Raw genomic sequence first — 15,808 nt, forward strand, 5'->3', positions numbered from 1 at the left:
GGCACCGGCCTCACGCTGGGCAACTAGTGTGCAACGGATCGTGGGAACGCCCGTGTTGACGACGGTAGGTTCGGGTGCGAGCGTGGTCAATCCGCCCGGATCACTCCTTGGTCAACACCGGGTTAACTCGTCGTCACCGGCGGCCGCACCGAGGCCGGCCGGCCTCGCCGAACGGCTGGAGAAACGGCTGCTCATGCCCACCCCCACCCTCCTCGTCCTGGACGCCGAGCCCCTCCCCCGCCTCGGCCGCCTCACCGGTCGCGCCCGTATCGAACACACCAACGCGGCGGGGCTCGCCGAGCGCCTCCCGCGTGCGGATGTACTCCTGGTGTGGGACTTCACCTCGCGCGCCGTGCGGGACGCCTGGCCGGGTGAGGGCCCGCGACCGCGCTGGGTGCACACGGCCAGCGCCGGCGTGGACCATCTGATGTGTCCGGAACTCGCCGCCTCCGACACGGTGGTGACCAACGCGCGCGGCATCTTCGACAAGCCGATCGCCGAGTACGTCGCCGCGCTCGTGCTCGCGATGGCCAAGGACCTGCCGCGGACGCTGGAACTCCAGCGGGAGCGGACCTGGCGGCACCGCGAGTCGCACAAGATCGCCGGAAGCCGGGCCGTCGTGGTCGGCTCCGGGCCGATCGGCCGGGCGATCGCGCACACGCTGGGGGCGCTGGACATCACCACCGCGCTCGTGGGCCGCGCCGCGCGCTCCGGCGTGCACGGCCCGGAGGACCTGGACCGGCTGCTGGCCCGCGCCGACTGGGTGGTCGCGGCGGCGCCGCTGACGGATGAGACGCACGGGATGTTCGACGCGCGCCGCTTCGGCCTGATGCAGCCGTCGGCCCGGTTCGTCAACATCGGCCGCGGCCAGCTGGTCGTCGAGGACGCGCTCGCCGAGGCCCTGGCCAAGCGCTGGATCGCGGGCGCCGCCCTGGACGTCTTCGAGGCCGAGCCCCTGCCCGCCCGGAGCCCGTTGTGGCAGGCCCCGGACCTGATCGTGTCCCCGCACATGAGCGGCGACACCATCGGCTGGCGCGACGAACTCGGCGAGCAGTTCGTAGAGTTGTATGAACGGTGGGCGGCCGGGGAGCCGCTGAAGAACGTGGTCGACAAGCAGCGTGGGTACGTACCCGGACACTGACGTTCTTGGGAGGTTGGATGACCGAGCTCACCGAGCTGACCGCCGTACGGCTCCTCGACGGGTACCGCGAGGGCGAGTGGAGTCCCGTGGAGGCGACCCGGGCGGCGCTGGAGCGGGCCGAGGCGATCCAGCCGGAGGTGAACGCCTTCGTCCGGCTGACCGCCGAGGACGCGCTGGCCCGGGCCCGGGAGTCGGAGGAGCGATGGCGGCGCGGTGAGCCACGGGGGCTGCTCGACGGGGTGCCGGTCACCGTCAAGGACATCCTGCTCCAGCGCGGGGCGCCGACCCTGCGCGGGTCGCGGGCCGTGGATCCGGTGGGGAAGTGGGACGAGGACGCGCCGTCCGTGGCCCGGCTGCGGGAGCACGGGGCGGTCTTCATCGGCAAGACGACGACCCCCGAGTACGGCTGGAAGGGCGTGACGGACTCGCCGCTCAGCGGTGTGACGCGCAACCCGCACGACCCGTCGCGCACCGCGGGCGGTTCGAGCGGCGGCAGCGCGGCGGCCGTGGCGCTCGGCGCGGGCCCGCTGTCGCTGGGCACGGACGGCGGCGGCAGTGTCCGTATCCCGGCGTCGTTCTGCGGGATCTTCGCGCTGAAGCCGACGTACGGACGGGTGCCGCTCTACCCGGCGAGCGCGTTCGGCACGCTGGCGCACGTCGGGCCGATGACCCGGGACGCGGCGGACGCGGCGCTGCTGATGGACGTCATCGGGCACCCGGACTCGCGCGACTGGTCGGCGCTCACGGCCCCGGCCGGTCCGTACACGGACGGCCTGGCGGGCGGGGTGCGCGGGCTGCGGGTGGCGTACTCGCCGTCGCTGGGCGGGCAGGTGGCGGTGCAGCCGGCGGTCGCGAGGGCCGTGCGGCGGGCGGTGGAGCGGCTGGCGGAGCTCGGCGCGTACGTCACGGAGACCGACCCGGACCTCACCGACCCGGTGGAGGCCTTCCACACCCTGTGGTTCAGCGGGGCGGCCCGGGTGACGCAGCATCTGGGACCGCAGCAGCGGGAGCTGCTGGACCCGGGCCTGCGCGAGATCTGCACACAGGGCGCCCGCTACTCGGCGCTGGACTATCTGGCCGCGGTGGACGTCCGGATGGACCTGGGCCGCCGGATGGGCCGCTTCCACGACACCTACGACCTGCTCGTCACGCCGACCATGCCGCTCACGGCGTTCGAGGCGGGCGTCGAGGTACCGAAAGGATCCGGCCACCGGCGCTGGACGGGCTGGACGCCGTTCACGTACCCGTTCAACATGACGCAGCAGCCCGCGGCGAGCGTGCCGGTCGGTGTCGACGGGGACGGTCTGCCGATCGGTCTGCAACTCGTGGCCGCCCGGCACCGGGACGATCTGGTGCTGCGGGCGGCCCACGCGCTGTACGAGGCCCGGGTGGCCTCCGCCGGCCGGGCTACGCCCTCCGGAAGCTGAGCGACTCCCCCGCCGCCCCCGTCCTCCACAGGTCGTTGCACGCCTCGGCCATGTTCTCCAGGCCCTCGACGATCTGGCCCCAGACGATGCCGGGGACCCAGCCGACATCGCCGTTCAGCAGCAGGTTGTTGCGTTCGTAGAACAGGGCCAGGTCGACGAGCGTGGTCCCGGCGCGGACCTCACGGTCGTAGCCGTACGCCTTGGTCCCCAACTCCGCCCCGGCGAAGGTGAAATAACACAGATCGCCGGGAATGGGGGTGATGGTCGGGTTTTCCAGGGGTGGCTCGGTTTCGGCGAAAGGTGGGAAAAGGGCGTAGATCTCGTTGCGTGCGTACTTCGCGTGGTAGACGTCACCGGCCAGCGGAAGGGCATCCCAGACGGCCGCGCAGGTGATCGGCGCGCGGTCGTCCAGCAGCCTGGCCGTGCAGGTCACGTCGCGCTTGACCAGCGAGACTTCGATGTAGCGATCAGCCATGCCCCCATGGGAGTGCCCATCGGCCGTGGGGTCAAGGGCGCACGGGGAGAGTGCGGGGCTTGAAAAGACCGGCATAACTCGGAGGGGGTCGGGTAGCTGCGCGCCCATGGCTCCACCACAGAGAAGCCCACACAGAAGCACATTGCGAAGTCCCGAACCCATATCCCGGTCCGCATCCGGGCCGACACGCCGGTCGCTGCTCGCGGGGGTGGCGGCGCTCGGCGCGCTGGGTGCCGCCGGATGCAGCCGGGTCGCCACAGCCTCGGACGTCCAGGGCGGTGAACTGCTCGACCGGCTCCGGGCCGCGGGGGTCGTCCGCCTCGGCATCGCGGGCGAGATCCCGTTCGGCTTCATCGACCGGAACGGCGAGCTGACCGGTGAGGCGCCGGAACTGGCCAAGGTGATCTTCAAGCGGCTCGGCGTCGACCGGGTGCAGCCCGTGCCGACCGAGTTCGGCTCGCTCATCCCGGGCCTGAACTCCCAGCAGTTCGACGTCGTGGCCGCCGGGATGTACGTCAACCCCGAGCGCTGCGAGCAGGTCATCTTCGCCGACCCCGACTACCAGATGCTCGACGCGTTCATCGTGCGCAAGGGCAACCCGAAGGGGCTGCACAGCTACAAGGACGTCGTCGAGAAGAAGGCGAGGTTCGCCACCGGGACCGGCTACGCCGAGATCCAGTACGCCGTCGAGGCGGGGTACGAGGAGAGCGAGATCCTGATCGTCCCGGACCAGGTCGCGGGCCTGAACGCGGTCGAGGCGGGGCGCGTGGACGTGTTCGCCGGTACGGCGCTGACCGCCCGTGAGGTGGTGAAGAAGTCGTCCAAGGCGGAGGCGACCAAGCCGTTCGCGCCGCTGGTGGATGGCAAACCGCACGTCGACGGGGGCGCCTTCGCGTTCCGGCCGACCGAGACCAACCTGCGGGACGCCTTCAACGTGGAGCTGCGCAAGCTCAAGAAGAGCGGCGAACTGTTCCGCATCCTCCAGCCCTTCGGTTTCACGAAGGCCGAGATGACGGATCTGACCGCGAAGGAGCTCTGCGGCGGATGACCTCGGGACTCTGGGAACTCGTACTCAAGGGCGTCTGGGTCACGATCCAGCTGCTCGTCTGCAGCGCCCTGCTGGGCGCCGCGGTGTCCTTCGTCGTCGGCGTGGCGCGCACCCACCGGCTGTGGATCGTCCGCTTCCTCGCGGGCGTCTACACCGAGGTCTTCCGCGGCACTTCGGCGCTGGTGATGATCTTCTGGGTGTACTTCGTGCTGCCGATCGCCTTCGGCTGGCAGCTGGTGCCGCTGTGGGCGGGCACCCTGGCGCTCGGCCTGACCTACGGGGCGTACGGCTCCGAGATCGTGCGCGGCGCGCTGAACGCGGTCGACCCGGCGCAGAAGGAGGGCGGGATCGCGCTCAGCTTCACGCCCTGGCAGCGGCTGCGGCTGATTCTGCTGCCGCAGGCGGTGCCGGAGATGATCCCGCCGTTCTCCAACCTGCTGGTCGAGCTGCTCAAGGGCACCGCCCTTGTCTCGATCATGGGCATGGGTGACCTGGCGTTCAGCGGCAACCTGGTGCGCCTGGCGCTCCAGGAGAGCGCGGAGATCTACACGATCGTGCTGCTGATCTACTTCGTGATCGCCTTCCTGCTGACCCGCGGCATGCGCGGCCTGGAGCGCAAGCTCAAGGCCGGCACGGGCAAGCAGGTCGGGAGCACACCCGACCAGGAGCTGAACCGTCCGCAGACGACCGGTGTGGGAGGTGCTGTCGCATGAAGTGGGACTGGAGCGCTGTCAGCGGCTTCATGCCGCACCTGTGGGACGGTCTGCTGGTCACCGTGCAGATACTGGCCCTCGGTTCGCTGATCTCGTTCGCGCTGGGCCTGGTGTGGGCGCTGCTGATGCGGTCGCCCTCGCGCTGGGTGACCTGGCCGGTCGGCGTGGTCACCGAGTTCGTCCGCAACACCCCGCTGCTGGTGCAGCTGTTCTTCCTCTTCTACGTGCTGCCCGAGTGGGGCCTGACCTTCTCGGCGCTGACCACCGGTGTCTTCGCGATCGGGCTGCACTACTCGACGTACACGATGCAGGTCTACCGGGCCGGTATCGAGGCAGTGCCGGTCGGCCAGTGGGAGGCGGCGACGGCGCTGAACCTGCCGCTGCACCGGACGTGGACCGCGGTGATCCTGCCGCAGGCGGTGCGCCGGGTCGTCCCGGCCCTCGGCAACTACGTCATCTCGATGCTCAAGGACACGCCGATGGTGATGGCGATCACCGTGCTGGAGATGCTCGGCCAGGCGCGCCTGTACTCGCAGGAGCACTTCCAGTTCACCGAGCCGCTGACGGTGATCGGCGTGGCCTTCATCGTCATTTCCTACCTGGCCTCCCTTGCCCTGCGAGCCCTGGAGCGACGCCTTGCCCACTGACACTCTCCCCAACCCCGAGAAGAATCCCGCCAGGAGCACCGGCGAGCTGATCCGGCTGGATCAGGTCACCAAGCGGTTCGGCACCAACACGGTCCTGGACCACCTGGACTTCTCGGTCGACGCCGGCAAGCACGTCACCCTGATCGGGCCGTCCGGATCCGGCAAGACCACGATCCTGCGGCTGCTGATGACGCTGCTCAAGCCCGACGAGGGCACGATCACGGTCGACGGGCAGCAGCTGTTCCCGGCCTCCGACAAGCAGGTCCGCGAGGTCCGCAAGAAGATCGGGATGGTGTTCCAGCAGTTCAACCTGTTCCCGAACATGACGGTGCTGCGGAACATCACCGAGGCGCCGGTCACCGTCCTCGGCATGTCGAAGGACGAGGCGGTGGAACGCGCCAAGGGCCTGCTGGACCTGGTGGGCCTGGCCGACAAGTGCGACGCGCACCCGGCCCAGCTCTCCGGCGGCCAGCAGCAGCGGGTGGCGATCGCCCGGGCCCTGGCGATGCGCCCGCAGGTGCTGCTCCTGGACGAGGTGACCTCCGCGCTCGACCCCGAGCTGGTCGCGGGAGTCCTCGACGTCCTCAGGGACATCGCCCGCTCCACCGACATCACGATGCTCTGTGTGACCCACGAGATGAACTTCGCCCGGGACATCTCCGACCAGGTACTGATGTTCGACTCGGGCCGGATCATCGAGTCGGGATCGCCGGAGAAGATCTTCAGCGACCCGGAGCTGGACCGGACACGGGAGTTCCTCAGCGCAGTGCTGTGACTACACCGGGTGAACAGGCAGAACACTCCACCCCTTGACCGGGGCGCGACTGGGGCATGCTTCTGGCATATGTCAGAGTGTCATTGCCCCAGTCCGGGGCCCCGGGAATCTTGTCAACCCCCGCTCCTCGCAACGCCATTGCCGGTTAACCTGGAAAAGGTTCACTGACCGGATTACGGCCCTACAGCAAGCGCAGGGGGAGACCACCGTGGCGCTGAAGCACGAGCCGACCACCCCGTACCACTCGGCCCAGGAAGCCCTGCGCGTCCTGGAGACGGTGGCGCGCGGTTCCAGCGGTGTCACCGACGCCGAGATCACCCGGCACACCGGCATCACCCCGGAGCGGCTGACCGCGCTCCTGCGCATGCTGCGCCGCGAGGGCTACGTCGAGCAGATCGCCGACGGCGCGTACGTCACGGGCGAGACCCTGGCCCGCCTCGGTTCCGCCCACCACCGCGAGCAGGCCCTGCGCGACAAGCTCCAGCGAGCCCTCGACCGGCTGCGCGACTCGGTCGGCGCCGCCGTCTACCTGAGCCGGTACGTCGACGGCGAGATCAGCATCACCCAGTACGCCGACAGCCCGGCCGCGCCCAAGGTCAACGAGTGGGTCGACTTCCGCTCCTCGGCCCACGCCACCGCCATCGGCAAGAGCCTGCTCACCCAGCTCGACCACGCCGGCCGCCGCGACCACCTCGCCCGGCACAAGATGGCCCGCCTCACCTCGCGCACCATCACCAGCGACCGGCTGCTGCTCTCCCGCCTGGAGGCCCAGCCGCCCACCGTGCCCGTCCTGGACCTCCAGGAGTACGCGATCGGCACGGTCTGCGCGGCCGTCCCGATCACGGCCGGTTCCTCCGTCGGCTGCCTGGCCCTGTCCCTCCCGGTCGAGCACGCCCACCGCCTGCGCCAGGCCGCGGACGCCCTCAACCGCCACGCGGCCCCGGTGCTGCTCTCCATGGCGATCTAGGACGCCGCCGGGTGGTCCGGAGCACCCCTCGGCATTGGGTATTATTTTCTCCGTCGCCCGCCGCGGAACACGGTTCCAGCAGCAGGCGAGAGTCATGCGCCGCTAGCTCAGTTGGTTAGAGCAGCTGACTCTTAATCAGCGGGTCCGGGGTTCGAGTCCCTGGCGGCGCACGGATGAGGGGCCTCTCGTGGGAGCGAGAGGCCCCTTCTCGTCGTAGGCGGGACGTCGGGGGAGGGATCTTGACGAGACCCACGGTGTCGCAGGACAGCGCCGGAGCGAGGCGGTTACTGATCGCTGCCGGGACGCGTTCCTACCGCGAGCTCGGGGAGCTGCCCAAGGCACACGAGGACGTCCGGCGCGTCGCCACCCTGTTCGAGGGCATGGGATACGAGCGGATCCTGACCGAGGTGTCCCTCGACCCCGACGCGGCGGAGTTCGAGGACGCGGTGGCCGACTGGTGTGCGGGCGCCGACCTCACCCCCGACGACGTGCTCGTCGTCTACTACGCCGGCCACGGCGACCGCCCGGACGCCGGCGGCTACCGTCTCGCCGCCTCCGGCAGCACCGCACGGCGACCGCGCTCCTGGATCTCCCCGGAGAACCTCACGGCCACGCTCGCGGCATCGCCGCTGCGGAACGTGCTGATCATCATCGACGCCTGCCACGCCGGGAAGGGCGCCGCGAGGATCGGCGCCGTGGCCGACGCCCACGTGGCGGTACGGCCGCGCGGTGACGCCGCCGGTTCCGGCACCTGGGTCATGGTGTCCGCGCGCCACCGCGACCTCGCCCAGGACGGCGTGTTCCCGGCGGAACTGGAGCGGGCGTACGCCCTCGGCGACGGGCCCTCCCAGCGCTACCTCGCGCCCGCCAAGCTCGCCGACCGGATCACGCGGGCGTTCGAACAGGCCGGGCGGCGCCAGCACTGCTCCTGCTCCGTGACCGACCAGACGGTCCAGGCACCGTTCTTCCCCAACCCACGCCACGATCCCCGGGCGGAGGTCTGCGCCGCCCAGGAGCCCGGCGGCGAGGCCGGTGACCTCACCTCCCACTTCAGCCCCCGCGGCCGGGGGGTGGAACAGGTCCACGACTCGGGCTCCTACTTCACCGGCCGCAAGCGGGCCCTGGACGCCCTGCGTGCCCATCTGGCCGGCCCGGGCGGAACCGGGCCGCTCGTCGTCACGGCCGCGCCCGGTTCGGGCAAGTCGGCGGTGCTGGGGCGACTGGTCCTCGACGCGAAGGCCGACGACGCGGACCCCCGCATCGACGTGTCGATCAACGCCCGGCACCAGACGATCGACGACCTGGTGACCCGGCTGGCGGCCGCCGCCGACCTCACCGCGGCCGGGCCCACGGAACTGCTGGCCGGACTCGCCGACCGGGATAACCCCTTCCGCGTCGTCATCGACTCCCTGGACGAGGCCGGCCCGGCCGGTGACAAGGCGGAGGCCCGCCGCATCGCCTGGGACCTGCTGCGCCACCTCGCGGCCGTGCCGTGCGTCCGGCTGGTCGTCGGCGTACGCCGTGAACTGCTCCTCCACCTCGGCGACCGCGTCCCCGTCATCGACCTCGACACTGCCGACTACAGCGAGGACACGAGCACGGCGGAGTACGTCGAGCGCATCCTCACGGACGCCGGTTCTCCCTACGAGGCGGACCCCGCCGCCGCGCGAGTCGTCGCCGAGGGCGTGGCACAGCGCGCCGGCCGCTGCTTCCTGGTGGCCCGGATGACGGCGACCGCGCTGCGCCGGGGCAAGCCGGTCGACGTCACGGTGCCCGGGTGGGCGCGGCAGTTGCCGTCGGACACGGCAGGTGCGTTCCAGGCGTACCTGGAGCGCATGCCCGCCAAGGCGCGCACGACCGCGCTCCCCCTCCTGACCACCCTGGCCTTCGGCGAGGGCCACGGCGTGCCCCGCACGGGCGTCTGGACGCGGGTGGCCTCCCTGCTCTCCGGCGTGACACTCACCGAGTCCGACGTCGACGCCCTGCTGGACGAGGACAGCTCGTACCTCACGGCGGTCGAGGTCGAGGGGCGGAAGTACTTCCGGCTCTACCACCAGGAGCTGGCCGACCATCTCAAGGCGCGGGCGTTGCGGTACCGGGACTTGAGCAGTGTGCAGGACTGTTTCGTCAGGACGCTGCTCGATCTGGTGCCGTCCGGTGCCGCGGGCGGCCGTGACTGGGCCCGGGCCGAGCCGTACACCCGCGGCCACCTGGCCACGCATGCCGCCGCGGCCGGCTCGATCGACGGGCTGATCGAGGATCCGTCCTTCGTGCTGGCGGCGTCGGCGGCGGGGCTGGTGCCGGCGGTGCAGCACGCGAAGCGGAATCCGCTGCTGGCGATGGTGGTGGAGCGGTGCGCGGATCTGCTGGCCGGCAGGCACGGACCGCATCCCGACCCGGCAGCCGAACTGGCCTTCGTGGCACGGACGCACGGGGCGATGGACTTCGCGCGCCGGGCGGTCGGGTTGTCGGTGGGTGTGGAGCGCATGTGGACGGAACCGCGTCGGGTGACGCCGCACAGGATCGTGGGGCGGCACGGGAAGGGCACGTACTCCACGACGTCGGTCTGGTACGGGTGGACCATCCGGGATCTGGTGACCGAGCAGGGCCGTCATCTGGTGGTGGCGGCCTCGTTCCAGTCGAAAGAGGTCTATGTGTGGCCGCTCGACGATCCGTCGCAGGCGATGGTGCTGCCGCACTCGCGTCCCGTGCACGGCCTGAAGGTGTTGTCCCACAACGGCCGTTCGCTGGCGGTCACCTTCGACGACACTTCGGAGCTGCGCGTCTGGGATCTGTCGGACCTTTCCCTGGTGAGCCGGCTCGTGCTGCCGGGCTGCACCGAGTTCGGCGACCTGGGCGTCCTCGCCGACGGTACAGCGGTCGTCGTCGCGCAGGGGGCGGGAAAGGTGGTCGTCCTCGATCCGCTCCGCAGGGAGTCGCTGCTGGAGGTCCCCTGCACGAGGTCGGAGGGTCCGGAATGGCAGGACACGCCGAGCGCTCTCCTCGCGCGTTGCGGCGGGCCCGACGGCTGGCTGGTGGTGTGCGACCCTGCCGGCGGCACCGCCTCCCTGCACGCGCTGGAGAAGCAGGTCGGTGGCGGCGTCCTCGTCGAAGGGCTGGACTCGCCCCGGCTGAAGGCCGGCGCACAGGAGCCGGACGGCACCACTGTCGTCGCCTTCTTGGAGCAGGGCGGCGACCACGGACAAGAGTCGGTTCGTCTCACGGTGCTCAACGTCGCGACCCGGGAGACGACGTCGGTAAGGCGTGACGACGGCTGGGGGCCCACGGGAGGGTTCGCGGTCGACCCCGACCTCGGTGCCTTCTACGTGGCGGCTGATCACGGCATACAGGTGACGCTGACGACGGGAACCGAGCCGAGCGAGGTCCGTACGACCGCCGACACCGCCAGTTACACGGTCGCCCCGCTCGCCCGGGACGGGCGGACACACGCCCTGGCAGCCGGACTCAGCAGTGGCGTTCAGGTTGTGGACTGTGCGACCGGCCGGCGCGTGGGCGTGCCGTTGCAGGGCCACGAGAGTGCCGTGTGTGCCATCCATCTGCTCACCACCTCGACCTCCGACAGTCTCGACATCCTGACGGTCGGAAACGACGGCACCGCCCGTCTGTGGCACTGGAACCGGGCGGTCTTCCCTACCACCGAGGAGCCCGTGCACACGTCCGACACGGGCGAGTTCGGCATGGCCCACACCCAGTTGCTGCTCATGTGGCCGGGAAGTGCCACACAGGTGATCGCCAGCTCCTGGCACGGCATCCGCACCCTCGACTCGCGCCTGCTCGACATGTCCGACGGCGACGCGTCCGCCGGAGCCACGCAGGTGGCCGAGATGCCGCCGTGGGCCGACCAGCACTGCCTCGAAGACCCTCGCGCTGCAGCGCTGCACGTCCTGCTGCACAGCGGAGGGCACGTCGTCGCCGACGGCGAGAGGGCGACCGTGACCATCTCCGTCGCGTCGCTCCGCGGCGACGGGGAGCTCGAGAAGTACGGCTACCCGGCACTGTGTGAGCTCCCGGCACGGACGGTGGCCCATCTGCTGCCCGCGCCGAACGGCAGTCCCCGACCGTGCGTCATCGCCTACGACCCGGCGAGCGGCTCCGCCCGCCTGGTGACCGACACTACCGAGCCCGGCCTCACCGTGGACGTCCCCTGGCACCTGGAACCGGACGACACCGTCGTGACGGCCGGTTACGTCTCCACGGGAGGAAAGCCCGTCCTCATGGCCGTCCTGAGGAAGGCGGGACACGGCGACACGAGGGCCGACGGCTCCTACGTGTCACGCGATACCCCCCTCGGCCCGGCGAGCGACACCAGCCGGGCGTATGTACTCGACCCGGTGGCGGGGCGACTGCTGAGGCGCGAGCCCCTTGTGCTGCCTCCGGAGGTCACCACACTCGTACCCCACCACGGTCCGCGAGGCACCACCTTCGTCGCCCTCACCGCCCGCACCGGCCTGGCAGGCGTACTCGACGTCGACACAGGCGAGCAGTACACCATCCATGCCGAACAGCCGGACGAGCGTCGCGCGTACAGCACCCGCTTCCGCGACCTGTCCGGCGGCCACGGCTACTTCGTCCGCTGGACCGACACCCCCGAAGGCGACCCGCTTCTCCTCTACATGGACCCCGCCGGAGAGGACGACAACGTCCTGGCCCCCGTCACCGTCTGGAACGCCACCACCCCGCACACCACCCATCTCCTCCCCGTCCAGGCGTCCCGCATCCTCTGGACGGGCCGGGCGCCGAACGGCGAGACCCTCGTGGCCGTGAGTGACCGGCACGGAGTGACGCTGTGCCACCTGCCCAGCTGCGAACCGGTCTGGAGCGCCCCGATCCCCGCCCTGGTCACCTCTCTCGTCGTGCTGCCCGGATTCGACATCGCCGTCAGCACCCAGCAGGGCGTCGTACTGCTGCGCCCCCGCCTCTCACCCGCCTGGCAGCGGCTGACCCGCGCTGTCCAGGGCTAGCCGCCGGTACCCCGCCTCCCCTGGCGGCCGCCACCACACCGGATCGGCACACCGGAAGCCCTCCCTGCGCAAAGCCGCCCGGTGGATCTTGTTGGTGGCCGTGACCGGCATGCTGTCCGCCACCCGGACGAACCGGGGGGCCATCTTCGTCCCCAGGTCGGGCTGGGCCAGCAGGAACTTCGGGAAATCCTCCGGATCGAACGTGCCGGCGATCGTCGCCATCACCTGGTCCCCGGTCACCGGGTCCGGCACCGCGTACACGCAGACCGCCTCCGCCCCCTCGTAGCGGGCCAGGATGTTCTCGATCATCGCGGCCGCAAGGTTCTCGCCGTCGACGCGGAGGCGGTCGTCGGTGCGGCCGGCGAAGTAGAGGTAGCCGCTGGTGTCGCGGTAGAAGAGGTCGCCCGTCCAGTACCAGCCGTCCTTGCGGCGTTCCGCCTCGGCCGCCGGGTTGCGCCAGTAGCCCTCGAAGGGGCTGGGGCCCCGGTTGACCAGTTCGCCGATCGCCTCGTCCCCGTTGAGCAGTCGCCCCGCCCCGTCGAAGACCGCCGCCGGGCACTCCTCGCGGGTCTCCCGGTCGAGGACGACGAGCCCGGGTGCCGCCCGGCCGACGGCGCCGGGCGGGGTACCCGGTGACCACGGGATCGCCGCCCCGCCTTCCGACGAGCCGTAGCCCTCCACCAGCCGCACCCCGAACCGCCGCTCGAAGGCCGCCGCGTCCACCGCGCCCGCCTCCGTGCCGAAGCCGAGGCGGAGGGAGTTGTCGCGGTCGTCCGGCCGCGGCCCGGTCGCGAGGACGTACTGGATCGCCCGGCCCACGTACGTGAAGTACGTCGCCCCGTACCGGCGTACGTCCGGCAGGAACCCGGACGCAGAGAAGCGGCGGCGCAGCGCCACCGTCGCACCGGTGACCAGCGCGGGTGCCCAGTCGGCGATCACCGCGTTGCCGTGGAACATCGGCATGCAGACGTAGTGGACGTCGTCCGGGGACAGGGAGAACTGGTCCCCCAGTGAGCGGCCGGCGGCGGCCAGGCGGCCCTGGGAGCAGAGCGCGGCCTTCGGGGCTCCCGTCGAACCGGAGGTGAAGTAGAGCAGGAAGCGGTCGCGTGGGGTGGCGCGGGAGGAGTCCGGGCGGGCGTCCGCGTACGGGGTGAGGAGCTCGGTGTAGTCCGCAGTGTCCGTCACCAGCAGCCGTACCCCCGGCAGGTCCAGGCCCTTGAGCAGCGGCAGCCGGGTCCGCTCGGTGATCAGGACGCGGCACTCGGTGTGGAGGATGTCCCGGGCCAGTTCGGTACCGCGGCGGGTGGGGTTGATGCCCGCGACCGCCGCCCCGGCCAGGGCCGCGGCGCCCAGCCACAGCGGGAACTCGGGGGTGTTGTCGAGCAGCACGCCGAGGTGGGGTTCGGCCGTCGGCGGGAGGAGGTCCGTGAGCAGTGCGGCCCGGGCCGCGGCGCCCGCCGCCACCTCGTGGTGGGTCAGGGTCCGGTCCTCGCACCGCAGGCCGGGGCGGTCGTCGCCCCACCGGGCGGCTATCAGTTCCGCGACCGTGTTCGCCCTGGAATCCATGGGCCCGCACGGTAGTTGACGTACCGTCAGATGTGGAGGGTCACGGCGCCCCGGACGGTCCCGAGCGGCCGGCGTGGAAGGAACTGCCCACACCGGCCGCACCGGTGACCCGGGAGAACCTCAGAGGTTCAGAAGGTCACGTCCGAGCAGGCGTAGAACGCGTTGGCCGTGTCGGCGATCGTCCACACCGCCACGATGACGTGACGGCCGCTCAGCCCGGACGGCAGTCTGCCGCTGTGGGAGAGCGTGGAGGGCGGTCGCTGCCCGTTGTACGGCACCGTGAAGAACGGGGTGAGGTTGAGGTCGGACCGGGCCAGGTTGTGGTTCTGGTTCCAGCCCGGCTTGGTGAGGTAGTACTTGAAGTCGGTCGTGGCGTGCATGGCGGTGAACTGCCAACGGAACGTGTAGTTCTGGCCGCCCGTCACCTTGGTCGCCGGCCAGGCGCCGCCGGACGGTGTCCGCGGTGCGCTGAGCGGGCTGAAGTGGCCGAGGCCGGCGTTGCATATCTGCCCGTCGGCGGGGCCGGAGGCCGGGAAGCCCTTCGGGCCCTCGACGCTCTGCGGCTCCCACTGGATCGAGCCGCAGTTGGTCACGGTGCCGTTCTGGCAGAGCTTCTGCCGGCTGATGGGGAGGTCGGTGTAGCCGTGGCCGCTGGCGCCGCCGGAGGAGAGCACGAGGGCTCCGGTCGTGGCCAGTCCCACCGCGGCTGCGGACAACTTGGTCCTTGTGCGCATGCTGCCGCTCCTGGAGAACGTGGGGGAGGTTCAGTGAGCACGTGCATGTAGGTCTAGACCAAGTTCGAGATTATGGGCGCTGGTTGAACATGTCCATACCAATCACGGGGCTGTTTCTCCCCGGCCCGCGCAGAACGCCACCGTCAGGTCCTTCACCAGCGCCTTCCGCTCGTAGTCGTCGAGTTCGACCAGCCCCCGCATGGTCAGCCGGGTCACCGTGTCCTCCACCGAGTCCACGACCGAGGTGAGCACGCTCGCCCGGTGCTGGGCGTCCAGCGCGGCGATCCGGCGGCGGTGTATCGCGGCGGCGACCTCGGGGGCGTACTCCACGCGGACCGGCTGCACGGAGAACACCTCCAGGCCGACCGGGGCCGCGTCCGCCGCCACCAGCCGGGTCAGCGCCTCGGCCGCCGCCTCCCCGGCTCCCCTCGGCCCGCCCGGCATCTCCACCGGAACCCGGGCCAGAGCCGCCTCGACGCACTCGCGCAGATACGCCTCGTGGTCCTCCACGCCCAGCGTGGCCCGGGCGGTGTCCCGCACCCGCCACACCACCAGGACGACCACCCGCAGCGCGACCCCGCTCGAGTCGGCCACGGGTACGGGCTCGCTGCGCCAGTGCCGCAGCCGTACATCCACCCGGCGGCGCAGCAGCAGCGGGTTGACCCACAGCAGGCCGGAGCGCCGGACGGTCCCCCGGTAGCGGCCGAACAGGTCGAGCACCCAGGCCCGCCCGGTACGGCCCCGGGCCAGCCCGCCGAGCCCGAACAGCCCGAGCGCCCCGGCTCCCGCGTACGCCGCCCACTGGGCGGGGCCGAGCCCGGCCCCGGCGTACGCGGGCAGCCGCAGTGCCTCCACCGCGAGCGGCGGCAGCACCCCGGCCCACCAGGAGGTGGCCGCGCACCCGGCCGCACCGCAGGCCCCGGCCAGGACCCCCGCCGCGCCGGGCAGCACCCGCGCGGGCCGCTCCCCCAGGCCGGGATCGACCTCGGGCACCGGGCGCTTCGGGGCGACCGCCGGGCGCCTCAGACGCGGCTGCTCCCCGGTGCCCTGCCTGCGGCCGACGACCGCCGGTCGCAGCGGCACCGGCGCCGGGTCGGGGTCGTCGCGGAACAGCAGATGGACGGGGATCTCGGTGGTGGCCTCGTTCTGGATGAGCCGGGCGGGCCGGGCCGGCCCGTCGGCCGGTCCGTCGGGCCCGGACGTGTGGGAAGTGGTCGTACTCACGGGTGCCTCCAGCCTCCGCGCCAGATGCGTCACAACGGTGGTCCCGGGTGAGGGCCCGCCTGAGGGGCCCTGCCGAGATGGGGGGCCCACCCGAGATGCGGGGCGGGCC

The 15,808-nt window shown here is 71.5% G+C and carries 12 protein-coding genes and 1 tRNA gene; 9 read left to right on the forward strand and 4 right to left on the reverse strand.

Going from position 1 to position 15,808, the window contains the following annotated elements; translation table 11 throughout:
• The first annotated feature begins 193 nt into the window (after positions 1–193).
• Positions 194–1,141 (forward strand): D-2-hydroxyacid dehydrogenase, encoded by a 948-nt coding sequence (locus CEB94_RS15290; RefSeq protein ID WP_175432758.1) that lies wholly within the window; start codon positions 194–196, stop codon positions 1,139–1,141.
• A 17-nt stretch (positions 1,142–1,158) separates the two neighbouring features.
• Complete coding sequence (locus CEB94_RS15295) at positions 1,159–2,568, forward strand: amidase (RefSeq protein WP_175432759.1); 1,410 nt, start codon at positions 1,159–1,161, stop codon at positions 2,566–2,568.
• Here the strand turns inward: CEB94_RS15295 and CEB94_RS15300 are convergent.
• Entirely contained in the window at positions 2,549–3,043 is a 495-nt protein-coding gene (locus tag CEB94_RS15300; RefSeq protein WP_175432760.1) for a DUF3830 family protein, read from the reverse strand. The genes CEB94_RS15295 and CEB94_RS15300 overlap by 20 nt on opposite strands.
• Positions 3,044–3,149: 106 nt before the next feature.
• Here CEB94_RS15300 and ehuB point away from each other — a divergent pair, with 106 nt between their 5' ends.
• From ehuB to CEB94_RS15335, 7 genes are all read left to right on the forward strand, one after another.
• Positions 3,150–4,091, forward strand: a complete 942-nt coding sequence (gene ehuB / locus CEB94_RS15305; protein WP_381104389.1) for an ectoine/hydroxyectoine ABC transporter substrate-binding protein EhuB — start codon at positions 3,150–3,152, stop codon at positions 4,089–4,091.
• Positions 4,088–4,804: an ectoine/hydroxyectoine ABC transporter permease subunit EhuC gene (gene ehuC, locus CEB94_RS15310; protein ID WP_175432761.1), complete on the forward strand. Its 717-nt coding sequence runs from the start codon at positions 4,088–4,090 to the stop codon at positions 4,802–4,804. The genes ehuB and ehuC overlap by 4 nt, the downstream gene beginning before the upstream one ends.
• Positions 4,801–5,451 (forward strand): ectoine/hydroxyectoine ABC transporter permease subunit EhuD, encoded by a 651-nt coding sequence (gene ehuD, locus CEB94_RS15315; protein ID WP_175432762.1) that lies wholly within the window; start codon positions 4,801–4,803, stop codon positions 5,449–5,451. The genes ehuC and ehuD overlap by 4 nt, the downstream gene beginning before the upstream one ends.
• Positions 5,441–6,226, forward strand: a complete 786-nt coding sequence (ehuA, locus tag CEB94_RS15320; RefSeq protein ID WP_175432763.1) for an ectoine/hydroxyectoine ABC transporter ATP-binding protein EhuA — start codon at positions 5,441–5,443, stop codon at positions 6,224–6,226. The genes ehuD and ehuA overlap by 11 nt, the downstream gene beginning before the upstream one ends.
• Positions 6,227–6,434: 208 nt before the next feature.
• The gene (locus CEB94_RS15325) at positions 6,435–7,193 is read left to right on the forward strand and encodes an IclR family transcriptional regulator (protein WP_175432764.1); all 759 of its coding nucleotides are present in this window, start codon (positions 6,435–6,437) and stop codon (positions 7,191–7,193) included.
• 96 nt (positions 7,194–7,289) lie between these two features.
• Positions 7,290–7,363 (forward strand) — tRNA-Lys (locus tag CEB94_RS15330).
• 69 nt (positions 7,364–7,432) lie between these two features.
• The gene (locus CEB94_RS15335) at positions 7,433–12,175 is read left to right on the forward strand and encodes a caspase family protein (protein WP_175432765.1); all 4,743 of its coding nucleotides are present in this window, start codon (positions 7,433–7,435) and stop codon (positions 12,173–12,175) included.
• On the opposite strand, the gene CEB94_RS15340 is transcribed toward CEB94_RS15335, so the two are convergent.
• From CEB94_RS15340 to CEB94_RS15350, 3 genes are all read right to left on the reverse strand, one after another.
• A complete protein-coding gene (locus tag CEB94_RS15340) occupies positions 12,134–13,741 on the reverse strand; it encodes a long-chain-fatty-acid--CoA ligase (RefSeq protein ID WP_175432766.1) in 1,608 nt (535 codons plus the stop codon). The two genes, CEB94_RS15335 and CEB94_RS15340, sit on opposite strands and share 42 nt — an antisense overlap.
• A 128-nt stretch (positions 13,742–13,869) precedes the next feature.
• Complete coding sequence (locus CEB94_RS15345; RefSeq protein ID WP_175432767.1) at positions 13,870–14,475, reverse strand: lytic polysaccharide monooxygenase auxiliary activity family 9 protein; 606 nt, start codon at positions 14,473–14,475, stop codon at positions 13,870–13,872.
• A 102-nt stretch (positions 14,476–14,577) separates the two neighbouring features.
• Positions 14,578–15,699, reverse strand: a complete 1,122-nt coding sequence (locus CEB94_RS15350; protein WP_175432768.1) for an SPFH domain-containing protein — start codon at positions 15,697–15,699, stop codon at positions 14,578–14,580.
• Positions 15,700–15,808: the final 109 nt, after the last annotated feature.

This window comes from Streptomyces hawaiiensis (genome assembly GCF_004803895.1).
Taxonomy (GTDB): domain Bacteria; phylum Actinomycetota; class Actinomycetes; order Streptomycetales; family Streptomycetaceae; genus Streptomyces; species Streptomyces hawaiiensis.